Origin of the sequence: Blattabacterium sp. (Blaberus giganteus), assembly GCF_000262715.1 — a bacterium.
Lineage (GTDB): Bacteria > Bacteroidota > Bacteroidia > Flavobacteriales > Blattabacteriaceae > Blattabacterium.
In genome coordinates this window covers 57,620-77,705 of sequence record NC_017924.1, presented here as the reverse complement: position 1 = coordinate 77,705, position 20,086 = coordinate 57,620, and the positions used below count along the sequence as shown (strand labels likewise).

Sequence of the window (20,086 nt, the reverse complement as noted above, 5' to 3'; positions counted from 1 at the left end):
TTTATTTATTTTTTTCTTTTAGAAATAAAACATACTCTGATACTATCCATCTATCTCTTTCATTTAATTGCGAGGCATAGGAATTCATATTATTTTTACCATAAGTAACAACATGATAAACACTTTCAACAGTAAGATTTCTATCTTTATAATTAGGAATTCCTAAAATTTTTTCGTTTTTCACCAATTCTCCTTGTCCATCCCCATTTTCACCATGACATATAGAACAATTAATTTTATATAATTTTTTTCCTTTATTTGTAATTTCTTTTTTTTCGTATAATGGATTTTGAATTATTATATCTTTTGAAAAATTAAATTTTTTATTTTTGATATTTTTTTTATAAAAAAATTTTTTTCTAGAAATTGTACCTTTTACTGGTAATAATGAAGAAGTTTTTCCTTTTGAAAAAAATGGAATTTCAATTTTTCTAGCTTTTTTGTTATAACTAAAATAAGGATCTGAATAAGGTTCATATGCTTCTGAATAATACATGTCAGGCATATACACAACATTAGGTTTAGTTTTATCAAACCAACAAGATTCTAAAATAAACACCAATAAAATAATAAAAATTCTTTGAAAATATTTATTCATACTTATTTATCTTTTTCTAATTAGATTTAGTTTTTATTAAATTGATCTCTATTGCTCCATTTTTTTTCAATAGATTCACTAATTTTTCGTTATTTTTTTCAGCATAAATTTCTATTAAAAACATGTTATCTGTAGTTCTTGAATCTGGATTTTTAGGCATACGTCCTGGAAATAATCTACATTGAATAAGATAAGTTATACACATAAAATGTGCAGAAAAAAAAATTGATAATTCAAATATAACAGGAATAAAAGAAGGAAGATTTATAATCCAGGAGAAAGAGGGTTTTCCTCCAATATTTTGAGGCCAACTATAAATCATAGTATACCAAGTCAATACACAAGCTATGCAAAAACCTATCAATCCATATATAAAAGATAAAAAAGATAAATTCGTTTTTTTTAATTTTAACAGTTCAGTTAAATTATGAATAGGAAAAGGAGAATAAACTTCATGTATATTATAATTGTGATTCTGTATAATTTTTATATTATTTATTAGCGTATTATCATTATTATATAATGCATGTACATATACATAATTATTCATTTCATTATTTTTTGATTATGATCAGGTTTCAATATTGTTTTTAATTCCGATTGTGAAATCACAGGAAAAGCACGTATGTATAATAAATAAAGAACAAAAAATAGCCCAATAGTTCCTACAAAAATTCCTACATCTACAAACGAAGGAATAAATCCAGTCCAAGAAGAAGGAAGATAATCATGACTTAGATTTAAAACTATAATATCAAATCTTTCAAACCACATTCCAATATTTATAATAATAGCTATAACATAAGACCAAAAAAAACTTCTTCTTACAGATTTTATCCATAAAAATTGAGGAATAATAATATTACAAATGATCAAAGTCCAAAACGCCCACCAAAATGGTCCTTTAGATGCTTCTACAGAAAAATAAATGAATTTTTCAAAAGGATTTCCTGAATACCAAGCAAGAATAAATTCTGAGATATAAGCTAATAAAACAATTCCTCCTGTTAATAATATAATCATATTCATATACTCAATATGATTTCTTGTGATATAATTTTCCAAAGAAAGAACTTTTCTCGCTACGCCTAATAAAGTTTGTACCATAGCAAAACCCGAAAATATAGCTCCTGCTACAAAATAAGGAGGAAATATTGTGCTATGCCAACCCTTAATTACAGAAGTAGAAAAATCAAAAGAAACTATAGTATGTACAGAAAATACTAATGGAGTGCATAAACCAGCTAAAATTAAGGATACTTCTTCAAATCTTTGCCAATCTTTTGATGTTCCTCCCCATCCAAAACTAAGAATATTGTAGATTTTTTTTTGAAAAGGGTTTGAAATTCGGTCTCTAATCATTGCAAAATCTGGAATTAATCCCATAAACCAAAAAACTGTAGAAACAGAAAAATAAGTACTAATTGCAAAGACATCCCACAATAAAGGAGAATTAAAATTTGGCCACAAAGTTCCAAATTGATTAGGAATGGGTAAAACCCAATGAGCATTCCATGGCCTTCCCATGTGAATGATGGGAAATAATCCAGCTTGGATTACTGCAAAAATTGTCATTGCTTCTGCTGAACGATTTATAGATAAACGCCATTTTTGACGAAATAATAATAAAACAGCTGAAATTAAAGTTCCCGCATGACCAATTCCAACCCACCAAACAAAGTTTGTTATATCCCATGCCCAATTAATTGTTCTATTTAATCCCCATACACCTATGCCTGTTCCGATTGTGTAAAAAATACATCCTAATCCCCATAAAAATGCTAAAATAGAGATAGATAAAGAAATCCACCATAGATTTCCAGCTTTATTTTTTACAGGATTTAATATATCATCGGTAATATTTTTTAATGTTTTTTTTCCTAAAATTAGGGGTTTCCTTATCGGAGATTCATAATGATTAAACATAATTTTTTCTATTTCATTTTCTCTATTTCATTTTTTTTCTTATTTCTAATTTTTAATTGATAAGATATATTAGGTCTTACTCCTATAAAATCTAATAATTTATAAGATCTAGTATTTTTTATTTTATTAGAAATAAGGCTAGTAGAATCGTAAGTATCTCCAAAAGTAATGGCTTTAGTAGGACAAGAAACACTGCAAGCTGTTTCAAATTCTTCATCTTTAACTTTTCTGTTTTCTTTTTTTGCTATTCCTATAACATATTGTGTTCTTTGTATGCATAAAGAGCATTTTTCCATTACTCCTCTGGTTCTGACAACTACATCTGGATTTAATACCATTTTACCTAAAGTGTTATTCATGTTAAAATCAAATTTTTGATTATTAGCATAATTAAACCAATTAAACCGTCTTACTTTATAAGGACAATTATTGGCACAATAACGAGTTCCTACACAACGATTGTAAGTCATCATATTTTGACCTTGTTTTCCATGAGAAGTGGCTCCAACTGGACATACAGTTTCACAAGGAGCATGTTCACAATGTTGACACATAATCGGTTGAAAAGATACTTTTGGATTTTCAAAAATGTTTTCTTCTTGATGATTATTTGAAAAATAATATCTATCTATACGTAACCAATGCATATCTCTAGATTTTTTTATTTCCTCTTTTCCAACAACAGGTACATTATTTTCTGAATGACATGCAATGATACAAGCTCCACATCCAATACAAGCGTTTAAATCTATAGATAAATTGAAATGATGTCCATTTTTATTTTCCATTTTTTTAGAACTTTGATTCCAAATCGAAATTTTTTCTTGGGAAAGCATTCCTTCATGAGTTAAAATTTTTTCTTCTTCATTCCAAATTTCTTTAGGATTTTTTAAAAATATTTCTAAATCTGTTTCTCTCACTAAATCTCTTCCTTCCGTTATATTATGCAGTTGTACGCAAGCAAATTTATGTATTTTATCAACTTTTTTGAGTTGTATATTATTTTGTATTATAAGAAAATTTTCATAAATCCTGTAAGCATTTTTTCCGTTAACTAGTTTCGACAGTTTACCTTTTTTTTGACCATAACCAAAAGATAAACCTACAGATCCTATAGCTTGTCCAGGTTGAATAAAAACAGGAATATTTCGGATTATTATTTTATTATTTTTAATTAAATCGACACAGTTTCCATTTAAGGATCCATCTCCAGAATTCCAATTTTTCAATCCCATATTATTTGCATCAAAACGTGATACAGTTAAATAATTGTCCCATGTTGTGCGTGTAATGGGATCCGGAAGCTCCTGTAACCAAGGATTATTATATTGAAATCCATCACCCATACTAATTTTAGGGTATAATTTAAGTTCAAAATTTTTTTTTATTTCTTCGTTTTCTATATTTTTTTCATACTCTTGTATTTTTTTTTCATTTACTGAAAAATTATTGAAAATAGATTTGTGATTTGTAATTTTTACTACCCCGTGAAATAAAGCTTCATTAAAAGAAAAAACATTAGATTTAGGTATAATATTTTTTTCCCAAGTTTTTTTCAAATATTCGTAATAATTTTTTTCTTTAATTCCGCTCCAAATAATTAGTGAATCCTGAAATTGTCTTGTATTAAAAATACGTTGAATCGTAGGTTGAATTAATGTATAAACATTACTCATAGGATAAGTATCCCCCCAACTTTCTAACCAATGAGTAGTAGGAGCTAATACATCCATAATTTCATTAGTTTCATCTACTTTTGTAGAAAAAGATACAGTTAGAGGAATTTTTTTTATAAATTTTTTTACTTTTTTAGAAATGGATAATGGTAAACTATAAATAGGATTAACATTATGAATAAATAAACCTCCAATATTATTTTCTTCTAAATTTTTCAAAAAATTTTTGAATTTATTATCATTACTTTCTTTTGAAAAAAGATATTTATCTTTTTGTAATGCATGACTATTAATTTTTTTATTAATTAAAAAAGACAATTCATAAGATTCTTGATCTCCATCTGCAAGAATCACACTTTTAGATCCTATTTTTTTTATTAATGAAGCTATTTTTTCCGTATTTTTATCTTTAATTTTTTTTCCAAAAAAAATTTTTTGAAAAATTTCAATCAACATTTTTTTGATATCAGAAGGTTTTCTAGATATGCGAATATCTGCATTAGCTCCAGTTATTGTCATATTACTTTCGATTTGAATATGTTGCATCATTTTTCTTTTAGGAACTCTGTTCAGAGCATAAGATTTTGCCATATTCTCTGGACTCCAATCTCCTAAAAAATCAGCATCAAACGAAATTACTAATTCTGATTCCTTTAAATCAAAAAAAGGAAAACCACGAATTCCAAATATTTTTTCTGAAGCATCTAAAACTTTAGAATATGAAATAGGATCATAAGTAATCCAATTAGTATAAGGATATTTTTTTTTAAAATCTTGAATCAATTTTTTTGTAGAAAAACTTGGAAAAGAATAAGAAAGAAAAATTATATCTTTCTTTGTTTGAGATAAATATTTTAAGTGTTGGATAATATAATTATCTATTTCTTTCCAAGAGCTTTTTTTTCCTTTTAAAAAAGGATTTTTTAATCTCTCCTCGTCATAAAGAGATAACAAAGAAGATTGTATTCTTGCAGAAGTTGTATTAAAATATTCAGAAGAAGAATTAGGTTCTATTTTTATAGGACGACCTTCTCTCGTTTTTACCAGTACACTTCCTATGTCAAAAGAATCAATCATAGTTGATGCATAATAATTAGGAATTCCTGGAGTTATATTATCTGGTTTAACCACATAAGGAATAGATTTTATAACTGGACCTTTACAAGCGGCTAAAGTGACAGATGCTGTACTAAACCCTAACCATTTAATAAAATCACGTCTAGATGTTTCTCCTTTTAGAAGATTTTTTATAGGATTATAATTTTCTAATATTTTTTCCTTTTTATCTTTTTTTTTTGATTTCATATTTCTTTTTTTTCAGTTTAGTAATGACATTTAGCACATTCAGTCCCTCCAACCATATCAACAGTTATTTTATTTTTATTATTAGTATTATTAGGAAAATATTCTTTATAATATGGGTTATTACTATCTATTTCAACTTGTCTATGACAAGATAGACACCATTCCATGGTAAAATCATTAGACATTTCTACAGTATCCATTTTTTGAACTTCTCCATGACAAGCATTACAAACTAAATTTACTTTTTTTAATTTTTTTATTTTTTGTTCTCCTGTTATGATATGTTGAGAATGATCAAAATAGACAAAATCTGGCATATTGTGAATTCGGATCCATTGAATAGGATAAGTTTTATTAGAATATTTTCTTGTTTCTGGATTCCATCCTACAGCCTTATATATTTTTTGTATTTCTCTATTATATTCATCTCTACTTTTTCCTTTTTCTAAATAATCTCCATTATATTCATGAATAGTAATATGACAATTCATGCAAACATTAACTGATGGTATACCAGAAACTTTTCCATATTTTGCCGAAGAATGACAATATTGACAATCAATTTTATTAATTTCAGAATGAATTTTGTGAGAAAAATAAATAGGTTGTTCAGGTTTATATCCCTTGTTAACATCTATTTTCATTAAAAAATTCCAAGTTTCATATGTTCCTAGTAACAAAAAAATACCAGTAAAACAAGAAAATAAATACCATTTTTTTTTATCATTCCCTAATATTTTTTTGTATAAAAAATTTATGATAAAATTCTCTTTTACAAGAATTTTTTCTTCTTCATTTTCATTAATTAATCTAATTAATATTTGTATTCTGTATAAAATCCAAAATAAGATTAAAGATAAAATGATAAAACAAAAAACAATGAATTTTATTAAAAATTTATTTTCTTCTTTTTCTTCATTTTTGTTGATTTCATATTCATGATTTTCTTTTTTTTTTATTGAATCTGGATTTTTTATAAAAGATAATATATCATCTATCTGATTATCTGATAATTGAGGAAAAGAGTTCATTTCTATATTTCCATATTCTTTATAAATGCTTATAGCTTCCTGATCTCCACTATCTCTTAAAGATTTATTATTTTTTATCCACTGATGTAACCATTTACGACTTCTTTTTTTAGTAACGCCATGTAGAGCAGGGCCTATCATTTTTTTTTCTAACTCTATAGAGTGACATGCCGTGCAATTTTTTTTAAAAAGTTCAATCCCATTTTCAACATCTCCTTTTATTTTTATAATTTCTTCATTATTGGCATTGACTTTTATTTTTCCTCCTCCTGTTGTTATTAAAAAAAAAGAAAAAGTGAAAATAAAAAACGAAATTATTCTCATACTAACACTAATTATTATTATAATTTAAATTCATAATTCAACAAAAATAGAATAAAAGAAAAAAATCCCATTTTTTGGAAAAAAAAATTCGTAAATTTCTTTTGTTAATCTTTAACTTTGTTTCATGAATATGAATAGGATTTATTTATTTTTCTTAATGTTATTAATTATGGTATTTAACTTTTTGAGTTCCAAAGATTTTAATCATTCTAGTCCTACTAGAACTATAGATTTATATAAAATTAAATTTTTCGAAGAAAAATTATCGAATGGATTACATGTTATCTTGCATCAAGACAAAACATACCCTTTAGTTTCTGTTTCTGTTTTGTATCATGTAGGAAGTAAAAACGAAACTCCTGGAAGATCGGGTTTTGCTCATTTTTTCGAACATCTTATGTTCGAAGGCTCCAAAAACGTTAAAAAAGGAGAATATTTTAAGTATATAGCTTCTAATGGAGGAAAGAATAATGCTTATACAAATCATGATGAAACTTGTTATTATGAAACATTACCATCTGATCGTCTTCCATTAGCTTTGTGGTTGGAATCGGAAAGAATGTTTCATGCTAAAGTAGACAAAGAAAGTATTAATATACAAAGAGAAATAGTAAAAGAAGAAAAAAAAATGCGTGTAGAAAATCAACCTTATGTAAAAGCAATAACGGAAATTGTTCCTTCTTTATTATTTAAAAAACATCCATATAAATATCCAATTATTGGATTTGATAAAGATTTAGATGCATCAACAGAAACGGATTATAAAGAATTTTATAAAACTTACTATGTTCCAAATAATGCAGTTTTAGTTGTATCAGGCGATTTTGATATAAATGAAGCGAGAATGTTGATTAAAAAATATTTTTCATCTATCCCTAAAGGGATAATGAATTTTAAAATGAAAAAAATAGAAGAAGAGCCGATGAAAAAAGAAATATTTTTTACTTACGTAGATAAAAATACTAAAGTACCTGGAGTTTTTTTATCATATAGAGCTCCAAAAATAACAAGTAAAGATTCTTATGTGTTAAAAATTATTGATCACGTATTGTCTTCTGGAGAAAGTTCTCGTATAATAAAAAATATAGTAAATACAAAACAAATAGCTTCTTATGCTGGTTCATTTTTTGATACAATGGAAGATTATGGGATTTTTATTATATATGGATTAATAAATCCTGGAATTTCATTGGAAAAATTAACAAAAATAATAGATGAGGAAATAGATGTTTTAAAAGAAAAAGGAATAACACCATATGAATTGGAAAAACAAAGAAATTATTTTGAAAAAAAATTTATTTCCGATAATTATTCTATGAGTGGGATCACTGCTAATTTATCTCATTATTATTTATATTATCATGATGCAAATTTAATAAATACTGATATAAAAAAATATCAAAAAATAACTATAGAAGATATAAAAAGAGTTGCTAACAAATATTTAAATAAAAATAACAGAGTTCGTTTGTATAATGTACCAGATAACAATAACACAAATAATAAATAAATTAAATAAATTTTTTATAAAAATTATCCTTACCGTAATAATTTTTTTTCATACAATAATTATGTTTGCTCATACGTTTAACAGAAATCATCCCCCTGAATCTCTAAAAAGAAAAACGACTATAAATGTTGAACCTCCTAAATTTTTTCAGATGAAAAATGGACTAAAAGTTTTAGTCGTAGAAAATCATAAACTTCCTTTAGTTAGAGTTGGTTTAGAGTTAGATTATAACCCTTTTTTAGAGAAAGAAATAGCTGGGATAAAAAAAGTTTTTGGTCAAATGATTCGTTCTGGAACAAAAAATCATACTAAAGAAGAATTGGATGATATTATTGATTATATAGGATGTAGTTTATACACTTCTTTTTCTGAGATATCTATTTTTACTATGAAAAAACATTTGGATAAATCTGTATCTATAATGAGTGATATTTTAATGAATAGTAAATTTGATAATTCTAAAGAATTAAATAAAATAATAAAACAAAGAATCATAGATATCGATCTTTCAGAAAAGGATCCAAATGCTATTTTACAACGAGTACGAAACGTTTTATATTTTGGAAAAAATCATCCTTATGGGGAATACGAAACTCGTGATACGATTAAAAATATTACCCTTCATGATTTAAAAAAATTGTACGAAAAATATTATATTCCCAATATATCCTATCTTTCTTTTATTGGAGACATCTCTAAAAAAGAAGCAGAAAAATTGTGTAATCTTTATTTTTCTAAGTGGGAAAGAAAATCATATATAGATAATCCTATTGTAAATGAGTATATGATTCCATCTAAAATAGAAATAAATGTAGTGGATTTGCCTTTTTTAACTCAATCTACCATTTGTTTTGGAGGTCCTATTTGTTTGAAAAAAAGTGATCCTGAATATTTTTCTTCTATGTTAGCAAATGGAATTTTGGGTGGAGGGCCTCAAAGTCGTTTATTTTTAAATCTTAGAGAAGATAAAGCTTATACATATGGCGCTTATTCCATTTTGAAATCTGACAAAAATATTGGTTATTTTTCAGTTTATACTCAAGTTAGAAATGAAGTAACAGAAAAAGCGATAAAGAATATTATAAAAGAGATTGTTAAAATAACAGAAAATAAAATTCTTTTAGAAGAATTAAACATAAAGAAAAAAGAAATAAATGGTCAATTTATTCTTGATTTTGAAGATCCTAATAGAATGAGTGATCTTTTCATATGTGAATTAAAAAATAATCTTCCAAGTGGATTTTATAAAAATTATTTAAATAAAATAGAATCAGTTACTATAGATGATGTTTATCAATCATGTAAAAAATTTTTTTTGACAAAGAATGGTAGAATTATAATTGTAGGAAAAGTTAGTGATATATTACCTAATATAAAAAAACTAGGTTATCCCATTCGTTACTTTAATCAATTTGGATATTTAATTAAATAAAAATAATGAATCAATATTCTGATTTAGAAGAACGTATTATTTCTGTGTTAAAAAGTATATATGATCCAGAAATTTCAGTAGATATTTATGAGTTAGGTTTGATCTATGATGTAAAAGTTTTTGAAAAAAAAAAAGTTAAAATAATAATGACTTTAACTACACCTAATTGTCCCGTGGCAGAAAGTTTACCTTTGGAAGTAAAAGATAAAGTACTATCTATACAGAATATAAAGGAAGTAGATGTCGTTTTAACATTTGATCCGCCTTGGAGTAGAGAATTTATGAGCGAAGAAGCTCGTTTAGAACTAGGATTATTATAAATTTTTGAATATGAGTATTTTCAGTTTTCTGTTTTATGGAATGTTAGTTCTTTTAATTTTATCTATTTTTTCTAGTTTTATTTTTACAGTAAATCAAGAAACAGCAGCTATTCTTGAAAGAATGGGAAAATTTCATAGTATTCGTTATGCTGGATTGAATTTTAAGGTTCCTATTATGGATAATATAATAGGAAAACTTACATTAAAAATTCAGCAATTAGACGTATTAGTAGACACCAAAACAAAAGATAATGTTTTTGTTAAAGTTAAAGTGTCAGTTCAGTTCAAGGTGATCAAAAATAAAGTATATGAAGCTTTTTATAAATTAGATAATTCTCATGCTCAGATCACTTCTTATATATTTGATGTAGTTAGAGCCGAGGTTCCAAAAATGCGTCTAGATGATGTTTTTGAACGAAAAGATCATATAGCTCTAGCTGTTAAAGGAGAATTGGAAGGATCTATGTTAGATTATGGATATTCTATAATTAAAGCATTAGTTACAGATCTTGATCCAGATGATCAAGTAAAGCAGGCAATGAATCGGATTAATACAGCTGAAAGAGAAAAAGTTGCAGCTGAATATAAAGCAGAAGCAGATAGAATTAAAATTGTAGCTAAAGCAAAGGCAGAAGCAGAAAGTAAGAAATTACAAGGAAAAGGAACAGCAGATCAACGTAGAGAAATAGCTAGAGGAATTTTAGATTCTGTGGAAGTGTTAAATAATGTAGGAATTAATTCACAAGAGGCTTCTGCTTTAATTGTAGTAACACAACATTATGACACTCTTCAATCTATGGGAGAGAGTGGAAATACTAATTTAATTTTATTACCTAATTCACCGGGATCGGCTAGTGAAATGTTAAACAATATGATCACTTCATTTAATATTTCTAATCAAATTGGAGAAACTCTTAAAAATAAAAAAAAAAATAACAGTAAAAAAAAATAAATTTTAAATTTCATGGAAATCATAGGAATAATAAAAAAACTGTTTGATGTTCAAAAATTTAATAGCGGATTTCAAAAAAGAGAAATAGTTCTTACGACTGAAGAGCCATATCCTCAAAATATATTAGTTGAATTTATTCAAGATAAAATAGATTTGTTAGTAAATATAAAACCAAAAGATAAAGTAAAAATTTTCATTAATCTCAAAGGAAGGGAGTGGACAAATTCTGAAGGAATTATAAAATATTTTAATTCCATTCAAGGATGGAAAATAGAACATTATTCTCGTTCTACAAAAACAGGGGATGAAAACAAAACTTCTATTACATCTTCTTCTTTATCTTCTGATGATTTTGATGATTTACCTTTTTAATTTAAAAATAATAAATTATTATTTAACAATTCTTGATAAATCACATCTTTTTTTGAATCCCATCTATAAGATGGAGAGTATTCTTTAGCATAAGAAATAATTTGAAAATGTAATTTTTTCCAGTTTTTTTTTTTAAAAACACGTTTTGCATCTTTTTCTGTTTGTACCACATTTTTTCCATTACTTAGTTTCCAACGAAACATCATTCTATGAATGTGAGTATCCACAGGAAATACAAATTCATTAGATACATGAGATAAAAAAACAGATGCTGTTTTATGTCCTACTCCAGGTAAAGATTTTAATTTCAAAATATTTTTAGGAATAATTCCATTATATTTATTGATTAATATAACAGATAAATTATAAATATTTTTAGATTTTATATTATAAAGTCCAATATTTTTTATAATATTTTTGATTTCTTCAATAGAAAAACGAATTGTATCCATTGGAGTATTTATCTTATTAAATAAAGATTTTGTTATTTTATTGACTCTTTCTTCTTTACTCTTAGCTGTTAATATTATAGATATGAGTAAAGTATATTCGTTTACATAATATAAAGTACTAGTTGGATTAGGATATAAAAAATCCAATATTTTTTCAATAATTTTAATTTTTTTCGAAATTAAATTCATTTGTTTATAAATACTTCTACATTGTCACTATTTGAATTCATTTTTAATGAAATTTTATCTCCTTTTTTCAATTTTTCACTAATTATATATTCCGATATAGGATTTTTGATAAATTTTTCTATCACTCTTTTTAAAGGACGTGCTCCATATTTTTGATCAAATCCCATTTTTTGAATAAAATCTATTACTTCAGGGAATAATACCAATTCATATCCTAAATTTGATATGTGAATAATTATTTTTTTTAGTTCTATACAAGTTATTTTTGATATATCTTCTTTTGTTAAAGAATTAAAAATGATAATATCATCTATTCTATTTAAGAATTCAGGAGAAAAAGTTCGTTTCAAAGCTAGTTCTAGTATATTATTAATATAATTATTAGATTTTCTCGCTTTAGTATGAAACCCTATTCCTTGACCAAACTCTTTTAATTGTTGGGTTCCTGTATTCGAAGTACAAATAATTACGGTATTTTTGAAATTTATTTTTCTTCCAATACTATCTGTTACACATCCATAATCTAATATTTGTAACAAAAGATTGAATATTTCATGATGTGCTTTTTCTATCTCATCTAATAATATTACGGAATAAGGTCTACGACGGATAATCTCTGTTAATTGTCCTCCTTCTTCGTAACCTACATAACCTGGAGGTGCTCCTATTAATCTAGATACAGAAAATTTCTCCATATATTCACTCATATCTATACGAATTAATGATTCTTCTGAGTCAAATAGTTCTTTTGCAAAAATTTTTGCTAAATAAGTTTTTCCTACTCCTGTCTGTCCTAAAAAAATAAAAGAACCTATAGGAGAATTAGGATCTTTCAATCCAGTTCTATTTCTTTGAACTGATTTTACTATTTTTTCTACAGCTTTATTCTGTCCTATTATTTTTTCTTTCAATCTGTCTATCATTTTGCTCAATTTTTTCATTTCAGCTTGAGCTATTTTATTTACTGGAACCCCACTCATCATAGAAACTACTTCTTCAACATTTTCTTCAGATACAATTTCTTTATTCTTTTTAGAAGACTCTTCCCACTCTTTTTGAGCTTTGATTAATTGTTGTTCTATACGTTTTTCTGTGTCACGCAAACGTGCCGCTTCTTCATATTTTTGACTTTTAACAACTTTAGATTTATCTTTTCGAATACTTTCTAATTCTTTTTCTAAAAGAACAATTTCTTGTGGAACTTTTATATTTTTTATGTGAACACGCGATCCAGATTCATCTAAAGCATCAATTGCTTTATCTGGTAAAAAACGATCTACAATATGTCTAACAGTAAGATGGACACAAGCTTTTATTGCTTCTTCTGTATAAAGAACATTATGATGGCTTTCATATTTACCTTTTATTTTTTTTAAAATTTCTATAGACTCTTCTTCAGAAGAAGGTTGCACTATAATTTTTTGAAATCTTCTTTCTAAAGCTCCATCTTTTTCTATATATAATCTATATTCATTTAATGTGGTAGCACCAATACATTGAATGTATCCTCTTGCTAGTGCAGGTTTAAATATGTTAGATGCATCTAATGAACCTGTAGTTCCTCCTGCTCCAATCATAGTATGAATTTCATCTATAAAGAGGATTAAACCTGTAGTTCTTTCTGATTCATTTATAATTGCTTTCATTCTTTCTTCAAATTGTCCTCTATATTTAGTTCCAGCTACTAAACTTGCTAAATCCAATACTACTACTCTCTTATTATACAATACTCTAGATACTTTTTTTTGTACAATACGCAATGCTAATCCTTCAGCAATAGCAGATTTTCCTACTCCAGGTTCTCCTATAAGAAGAGGATTATTTTTTTTTCTTCTACTTAATATTTGAGATACACGTTCAACTTCTTTATCTCTACCTACCACTGGATCTAGTTTTCCTTCCATAGCTATGGAATTCAGATCTCTACCAAAGTTATCCAAAACAGGAGTTTTACTTCTTATTGAAGTTCCTCCATAATAACCTGTTCCACTTCCTCCAGATCCATAAGAAGAGGTAGAACTATCATTTTCAATATCTTCATCTGAATAAGCAAATGAGAAGAAAGTTTTTTTTTTACTGTACGAATAATGATAAATCATTAATTATAAGAATTTTTATCTTCTTGTATGTTAGAAGAAGAAATTTTTAGATTTAATCGTTCTATTAATGTTTCGATTAACTTGTTCTTTTTATACAAAAGATTATATTGTTCTATTATATTTGAATTTTTTTTCACAACTTCAAATTCTATATGTAAATTTTTGAATTTTTCTTTTAAATATTTTATAAAACGTGTTTGAATTAGCGAAAACCCATAATTTTCTAATTTATAGGGAATGATAAAATATATTTTGTTTTTTTCTATTTCAAATTGTATTTCATTTTCCAAAAAATATAAATAAATAGGATTTATTTTATTGGAAAGTTTTTGTACAAATTTTATCCAATTTTTTTGTAAAAATTTAATTTTTTCATGATTATTATAATCATAAAATTCTTCATTTTTTTTTTTTTTTTCTTCAAGAGAAGAAGAATTTTTATAGAACAAATACGCCAATTGTATCAGATAAATTTCAATTGTTAATCTATTATTTTTATTTAATTTTTTATATTCGTTTGAAAAACGGTTACAAATGCTAAAAGCATTTATTAAAGAAAAATATGACACTTTTTTTGATTGTGCAATGTAAGAAAATATTATTTCTTTTTTAAATTTCAAAATAGAAATTGTTTCATAATTTTTAGATAAAAATAAATTTCTAAAATGCTTGGTTAATCCTATAATTAAATCATAAAAATCAATTTTTTCTTGTAAAATTTGATCTAGCAAAATCAATATTTTGTGTATTTTTTTGTCTATTAAATAATCTACTATTTCAAAATAGTATTTAATGTTAATGATTCCTAATTTTTTAATTATAAATTCTTTGGATATTCTTTTTTCTTTATACAAAATTAATCTGTCAAATAAATGAATAGCTTTACTAATAGATCCTTTTACATGTTTTGATAAAATAAATAACGCTTCATTTTCTACTTCTATATTTTCTTTTTTAGCAATCATTTTTAAATGTAAAAAAATTTCTTTTGTAGAAATACTTTTGAATTCATAAACTTGACTACGTGATAAAATCAATTTCGGAATTTTTTTTTCCTCCGAACTACAAAAAATAAATAATATATGCGGATGTTTCTCTTCTATAAGTTTAAGAAAATAGTTGAATATATATTGAGAAAAAGTGTGTATATTATTAATAATAAGAACATTATATTTTCCTATTTTAGGATAAAAACGAGATTGATTTACAATTTTATAAATATATTCTGATGAATTATTAAAAAATTCATGAATCTCAAATGTATTCAAAGAAAAATCTTCTAATTCTGAACTAGAATTTAATTCATTTGATAAAATTCGTGCACATGTATTTTTTCCAACTCCTTCAGGACCAAAAAAAAATAAAATTTGAGATAAACAATTTTCTTGTATTGTTTTTTTTAAAATAAAAATTATATCACTTTGTCCTATTACTTCATTCCATTTTAAGGGTTTATATTTTTCAGATAATCCATAAAAAATTTTATTCATAAAAAAAATAAATCTTATTTTATATGTAAAATTTCTTGAATTTTATAGGAAGCTTCTTTTAAAGAATCAGTAGAATAAATAGGTAATAAACTTTTTTTGATCAATTTTTTTGCTATTTTTTCGTTTGTTCCTTGTAAACGAACAACTACAGGAATTTCAATGTTCTGATTTATTTTAGAATAAGAATTTATAATTCCTTCTGCAACCGTATCACAACGTACAATTCCTCCAAATATATTGATGAATATTGTTTTCACAGATTTATCTTTTAAAATAAGATCAAAAGCAGTTTCTACACGTTTTTGATCAGCAGATCCTCCTATATCTAAAAAATTAGCAGGAACTCCTCCACAAGATTTAATCATATCCATGGTAGCCATAGCTAAACCAGCTCCATTCACCATACATCCTACATTTCCTTTTAATTTTAAAAAATTTAATTTAGCTTCAATAGCTTCTTTTTCAATCGTATTAATATCATTATCTTTGTCACGTATTAAATTGTATTTCTTATGACGAAACAAAGCATTATCATCCAAAATAATTTTTACATCAACTGGTACGATTTTTTCATCAAATGTTTTTATCAAAGGATTGATTTCTAATAACAAAGCATCGTAATTTATATAGGACTTATAAAGTGAGAATAAAAAAAAGCTAAAATTCTTTAAAAAATCATTGCTATATATTCCTAAATTGAAACCAATTTTTCTTGTTTGAAAGAATTGAAGTCCTAATATAGGATCTATTACTTCTGTATATACTTGATTTGGATTTTTTTTTGAAATATCTTCTATATTAACCCCTCCTTCTCGAGAATAAAGAATCATATTTTTTTCTATATCACGATTCAATAATATGGATAAATAATACTCTGTGGGAGGACTTAATTCGGAAAAATAAACATCTTCAGACAATAAAATTTTTTTAACTAATTTTCCTTTTTTAGAAGTTTGAGGGGTGATTAAAAATTTTCCTAAAATGTTTTTAGATTTTTCATAAACTTCATCCAAATTTTTTGCGATTTGAATACCACCTGCTTTCCCTCTTCCTCCAGCATGAATTTGAGCTTTAATAACCAAAGATTTTTTTTTAGTTTTTTTAAAAAGAATTTTAGCCACTCTTACAGCATCTTCAGGAGAATAAGCCAACATTCCGTCAGGAACTTGAATTGAGAAAGATTTCAATATTTCTCTACCTTGGTATTCATATAAATTCATTAAAAATAATTTTAAAAGTAAATTTAAACTAAAATTCGTTTTTGAAACGATTTGATTTATTACAAAAAAAAAGAAGAATTTTAAATTTACGAAAAAATGATTCAAGCTAAAAATATTTACAAATCTTTTGGAAAAGATGAAATTTTAAAAGGAGTAAATATCATGATCAAAGAAGGAAGTATGGTGTGTATTTTAGGTGAGTCTGGAGCAGGAAAAAGTACTTTATTACATATTTTAGGAACTTTAGAAAAACCAACTATTAAGAAAAAAATAAAAACTATTATCAAAATTGATAAAAAAGAAATATTATCTATTACAGATAAAGAGCTTTCTATTTTAAGAAATCAAAAAATAGGTTTTATATTCCAAAATACTCAATTTCTTTCTGAATTCACGGTATTGGAAAATATTTGTTTACCAGGTTTTATCAACAAAAAAAAAAGTAAAGAACATGTAAAAAAAAAAGCTTTAAATTTATTAAAAGAATTGAATCTATATAAGTACAAAAATTCTAGAATAGAAGAATTATCTGAAGGACAAAAACAGAGATTATCTGTGACAAGAGCTTTGATTAATAATCCAAAAATTATTTTTGCGGATGAGCCTTCTGGTAATTTAGATGAAAAAAATGCAGAAAATTTACATAATTTTTTTTCTTTACTTAATTATAAGTTTAAACAAACTTTTTTAATTGTCACTCATAATCTACAATTAGCAGATATGGCTGATGAAAAATTAAAAATAGAAAATGGAATTGTTTACAAGATTGATCAATAAAAATATTTTATGCTACTAAAAAATCAACTTTCTATTAAACATATTATAAAAAAATCTGTAAATGGAAATAAAAATACTCTTTTTTTAATGATTCATGGATATGGGAGTAATGAAAAAGATCTTTTTTTCTTAAAAAAAGATCTTCCAGAAGATTTTTTTATAATTAGCATTCAAGGTTTATACTCTATTGGAGTCGATAAGTATTCTTGGTATGATATAAATTTTAATAATGAAAAAAAATTTATTAATATAATACAGGCTAAAAAAACTGTTGAAAAAATATCATTTTTTATACATGAAGCTATAAAAGAATACCAATTAAAAAAAAATCCAGTATGGATATGTGGATTTAGCCAAGGAGCTATTTTAAGCTATGCTATTGCATTAAAAAATTCTGATAAAATAAAAAAAGTAATTGCTTTAAGTGGATATTTAGAAAATAGTTTGTTTTCAACAGATAACAATTCTTTTAACGATTTAGAATTTTTTGTATCTCATGGAAAACATGATACCATAATTCCTATTAATTGGGTAAAAAAAGGATTGAAATTTTTAAAACAGAAAAAAATACTTTCTTTATTTTATAAGGAATATGAATCTGGACATACTTTAAATAATCTAAATTATCAAGATCTTATTAATTGGATTAAAGAAAAACATATTTATTCTAATATTAATTAAAAAATTTGAATTATGAGTAAATATTCAAAAATAGTATTGTTTTTGTTAATATTATTGGGATCTATTTTTTCATTTTTTCATAAAAATTATTTGTATGGATTCATTTTACTTTTATTTAGTTTAATTCCTATTTTTTTCATTTTTAGAAATGAATTTTTATTATTAGCCTTTATTAAAATACGAAAAAAGGATATGAAAGGATTAAAAAAATATTTAGGATATGTTAAAAATCCTAAATTACAATTAACGAAAAATCAAATGGCTTATTACTATTTTTTGAATGGAATTTTATATTCGGAAAATAATATTTTTCAATCAGAAAATTACATGCAGAAAGCTTTGGATTTAGGTTTAAAATTCAAACAAAATATAGCTATTGCAAAATTGAATTTGGCAATAGCATCCTTATCAAAAGGAAATAAAAAAAAAGCTGAATCTTTACTGTTAGAAGCAAAAAAAATGGATGTTACTGGTTTATTGCATGATCAAATTCAAATTATAAAAATACAAATAAAAAAAATGAATATAGGAAACATAAATAGACCTAACCCTTATATTAGAAAAAAATTTTAATGTAAACGAATAATCCATAATCCTTTATTAAAATATCCCCCATTTGGACTAATTTTTTCGTACTTATATTTGCTAATTAATCCAGAAAAGGATTTTTTATCTATAATTTCAAATAAATTGTTATTTTCAATCAATTTATATAATATATCATAAGATAAATCAAATCCAAATAATTGATATTTATTTAAATCAAATCCAAGTTTTTTTCTTATTAAAAAAAACATTTTTCTTTTTTTTTCATCATTTTGATTGAAATGATATTTAGTTGTAAATAAAAATTTATATTTTTTTAAAAAGGATACATTTTTATAATAAACATTATTATAACCTATCCCAAAAGGGATAATTTTTTTTTCAGGAAATCTCTGAATAAATTCAATAAATTTTTCTCCTAAAGAAGAATTTCCTCCTAAAAAAACTGCAAAAAAAGGAACGTCTTTTGTTATAATAATATGAGAAAAATTTTTTTTTTGAAAAAAAATTTGAATATGAAGATTCCATTGTAACAATTTTTTTTTTACAAAATTTGTTATTTTTTTAGATGGATCTTCTCCTAATAGATATAAAGTTTTTATTTTTTCTTTTTGGTTAAGAATTTTAATTTCTTCCAGAATAGGTTCTATTAAATAAACATTTTTTGTTTCAGATTGAATAATGTTAGGATAATTGTCTAAATCATCAGAAGATATGAAAGGAGAAATAATAGGTATTTTTTTATTATTTTTTGCTACTTCTTCTAAAGAAGAACGAAAAAAAGGACCTATAATAGCATGAATTTTAGATAAATCATATGAATGTATAAAGTTAATAATCCTTTTTTTTTCATTTTTAGTATCAAAAATTTTAATATTTATTTTTTTTTTTTTATTCAATTCAAGAGAAGAACAAATAAAATCAATTGCAGTTTTAGCTCCAATATAAAAGGATATAGCATGATCACTTAATTTTTTATTTTCCTGATTCATTTCTGTAGAACTAGAACTAAAAAACAAAGGTAGCATAAAAATAATATTAATAGTTTTGATAGGAGTTATAGGATATAATTTATCTTCTTTTTTTATGATTTTTAATTTTTCTTTATTATATTCCGACTTTTTATTCTTCCATCCAACCAATAAAATAACAAAAGAAAAAAGGATGATAAAAATTTTTTTCATGG

The 20,086-nt window shown here is 24.7% G+C and carries 18 protein-coding genes; 8 read left to right on the top strand and 10 right to left on the bottom strand.

Features of this window, described 5'->3' with window-relative positions; genetic code table 11:
* Position 1: 1 nt before the first annotated feature.
* From BGIGA_RS00310 to BGIGA_RS00290, 5 genes are read right to left on the bottom strand one after another with little or no spacing between them, the layout of a single operon-like run.
* Complete coding sequence (locus tag BGIGA_RS00310) at positions 2 to 598, bottom strand: cytochrome c (protein ID WP_014726390.1); 597 nt, start codon at positions 596 to 598, stop codon at positions 2 to 4.
* Positions 599 to 614: 16 nt separating this feature from the next.
* The gene (locus tag BGIGA_RS00305) at positions 615 to 1,148 is read right to left on the bottom strand and encodes a DUF3341 domain-containing protein (protein ID WP_014726389.1); all 534 of its coding nucleotides are present in this window, start codon (positions 1,146 to 1,148) and stop codon (positions 615 to 617) included.
* Positions 1,145 to 2,524 (bottom strand): NrfD/PsrC family molybdoenzyme membrane anchor subunit, encoded by a 1,380-nt coding sequence (gene nrfD, locus BGIGA_RS00300; protein ID WP_014726388.1) that lies wholly within the window; start codon positions 2,522 to 2,524, stop codon positions 1,145 to 1,147. The genes BGIGA_RS00305 and nrfD overlap by 4 nt, the downstream gene beginning before the upstream one ends.
* Positions 2,525 to 2,532: 8 nt before the next feature.
* Entirely contained in the window at positions 2,533 to 5,505 is a 2,973-nt protein-coding gene (locus BGIGA_RS00295) for a 4Fe-4S dicluster domain-containing protein (RefSeq protein ID WP_014726387.1), read from the bottom strand.
* 17 nt (positions 5,506 to 5,522) lie between these two features.
* Positions 5,523 to 6,860, bottom strand: a complete 1,338-nt coding sequence (locus BGIGA_RS00290) for a c-type cytochrome (RefSeq protein ID WP_014726386.1) — start codon at positions 6,858 to 6,860, stop codon at positions 5,523 to 5,525.
* A 130-nt stretch (positions 6,861 to 6,990) separates the two neighbouring features.
* Between BGIGA_RS00290 and BGIGA_RS00285 the strand changes: the two genes are divergently transcribed.
* From BGIGA_RS00285 to BGIGA_RS00265, 5 genes are all read left to right on the top strand, one after another.
* On the top strand, positions 6,991 to 8,370 hold the full coding sequence (locus BGIGA_RS00285) for a pitrilysin family protein (protein WP_148265046.1): 1,380 nt from the start codon (positions 6,991 to 6,993) through the stop codon (positions 8,368 to 8,370).
* A gap of 61 nt (positions 8,371 to 8,431) precedes the next feature.
* Positions 8,432 to 9,802: a pitrilysin family protein gene (locus BGIGA_RS00280; protein WP_148265045.1), complete on the top strand. Its 1,371-nt coding sequence runs from the start codon at positions 8,432 to 8,434 to the stop codon at positions 9,800 to 9,802.
* 5 nt (positions 9,803 to 9,807) lie between these two features.
* Positions 9,808 to 10,122: an iron-sulfur cluster assembly protein gene (locus BGIGA_RS00275; protein WP_014726383.1), complete on the top strand. Its 315-nt coding sequence runs from the start codon at positions 9,808 to 9,810 to the stop codon at positions 10,120 to 10,122.
* Between the two features lie 10 nt (positions 10,123 to 10,132).
* Entirely contained in the window at positions 10,133 to 11,074 is a 942-nt protein-coding gene (locus BGIGA_RS00270) for an SPFH domain-containing protein (RefSeq protein ID WP_014726382.1), read from the top strand.
* Positions 11,075 to 11,086: 12 nt separating this feature from the next.
* Complete coding sequence (locus BGIGA_RS00265) at positions 11,087 to 11,446, top strand: DUF3127 domain-containing protein (RefSeq protein WP_014726381.1); 360 nt, start codon at positions 11,087 to 11,089, stop codon at positions 11,444 to 11,446.
* On the opposite strand, the gene nth is transcribed toward BGIGA_RS00265, so the two are convergent.
* The 4 genes from nth to sucC are packed head-to-tail and all read right to left on the bottom strand — an operon-like array spanning position 11,443 to position 16,896.
* Entirely contained in the window at positions 11,443 to 12,087 is a 645-nt protein-coding gene (nth, locus tag BGIGA_RS00260) for an endonuclease III (protein WP_014726380.1), read from the bottom strand. The two genes, BGIGA_RS00265 and nth, sit on opposite strands and share 4 nt — an antisense overlap.
* On the bottom strand, positions 12,084 to 14,186 hold the full coding sequence (locus BGIGA_RS00255; protein WP_014726379.1) for an ATP-dependent Clp protease ATP-binding subunit: 2,103 nt from the start codon (positions 14,184 to 14,186) through the stop codon (positions 12,084 to 12,086). Before BGIGA_RS00255 ends, nth begins: the two co-directional genes overlap by 4 nt.
* Positions 14,186 to 15,676 carry an AAA family ATPase gene (locus tag BGIGA_RS00250; RefSeq protein WP_014726378.1) on the bottom strand — a complete coding sequence of 497 codons (1,491 nt, stop codon included), beginning with the start codon at positions 15,674 to 15,676 and terminating at the stop codon, positions 14,186 to 14,188. Before BGIGA_RS00250 ends, BGIGA_RS00255 begins: the two co-directional genes overlap by 1 nt.
* A gap of 14 nt (positions 15,677 to 15,690) precedes the next feature.
* Positions 15,691 to 16,896, bottom strand: a complete 1,206-nt coding sequence (sucC, locus tag BGIGA_RS00245; RefSeq protein WP_014726377.1) for an ADP-forming succinate--CoA ligase subunit beta — start codon at positions 16,894 to 16,896, stop codon at positions 15,691 to 15,693.
* Positions 16,897 to 16,992: 96 nt separating this feature from the next.
* Between sucC and BGIGA_RS00240 the strand changes: the two genes are divergently transcribed.
* From BGIGA_RS00240 to BGIGA_RS00230, 3 genes are read left to right on the top strand one after another with little or no spacing between them, the layout of a single operon-like run.
* Complete coding sequence (locus tag BGIGA_RS00240) at positions 16,993 to 17,673, top strand: ABC transporter ATP-binding protein (protein ID WP_014726376.1); 681 nt, start codon at positions 16,993 to 16,995, stop codon at positions 17,671 to 17,673.
* Positions 17,674 to 17,682: 9 nt separating this feature from the next.
* Positions 17,683 to 18,354: an alpha/beta hydrolase gene (locus tag BGIGA_RS00235; protein WP_014726375.1), complete on the top strand. Its 672-nt coding sequence runs from the start codon at positions 17,683 to 17,685 to the stop codon at positions 18,352 to 18,354.
* A 12-nt stretch (positions 18,355 to 18,366) separates the two neighbouring features.
* Positions 18,367 to 18,927 carry a hypothetical protein gene (locus BGIGA_RS00230; RefSeq protein WP_014726374.1) on the top strand — a complete coding sequence of 187 codons (561 nt, stop codon included), beginning with the start codon at positions 18,367 to 18,369 and terminating at the stop codon, positions 18,925 to 18,927.
* On the opposite strand, the gene BGIGA_RS00225 is transcribed toward BGIGA_RS00230, so the two are convergent.
* Positions 18,924 to 20,084 carry a hypothetical protein gene (locus BGIGA_RS00225; protein ID WP_014726373.1) on the bottom strand — a complete coding sequence of 387 codons (1,161 nt, stop codon included), beginning with the start codon at positions 20,082 to 20,084 and terminating at the stop codon, positions 18,924 to 18,926. The two genes, BGIGA_RS00230 and BGIGA_RS00225, sit on opposite strands and share 4 nt — an antisense overlap.
* Between the last annotated feature and the right edge of the window lie 2 nt (positions 20,085 to 20,086).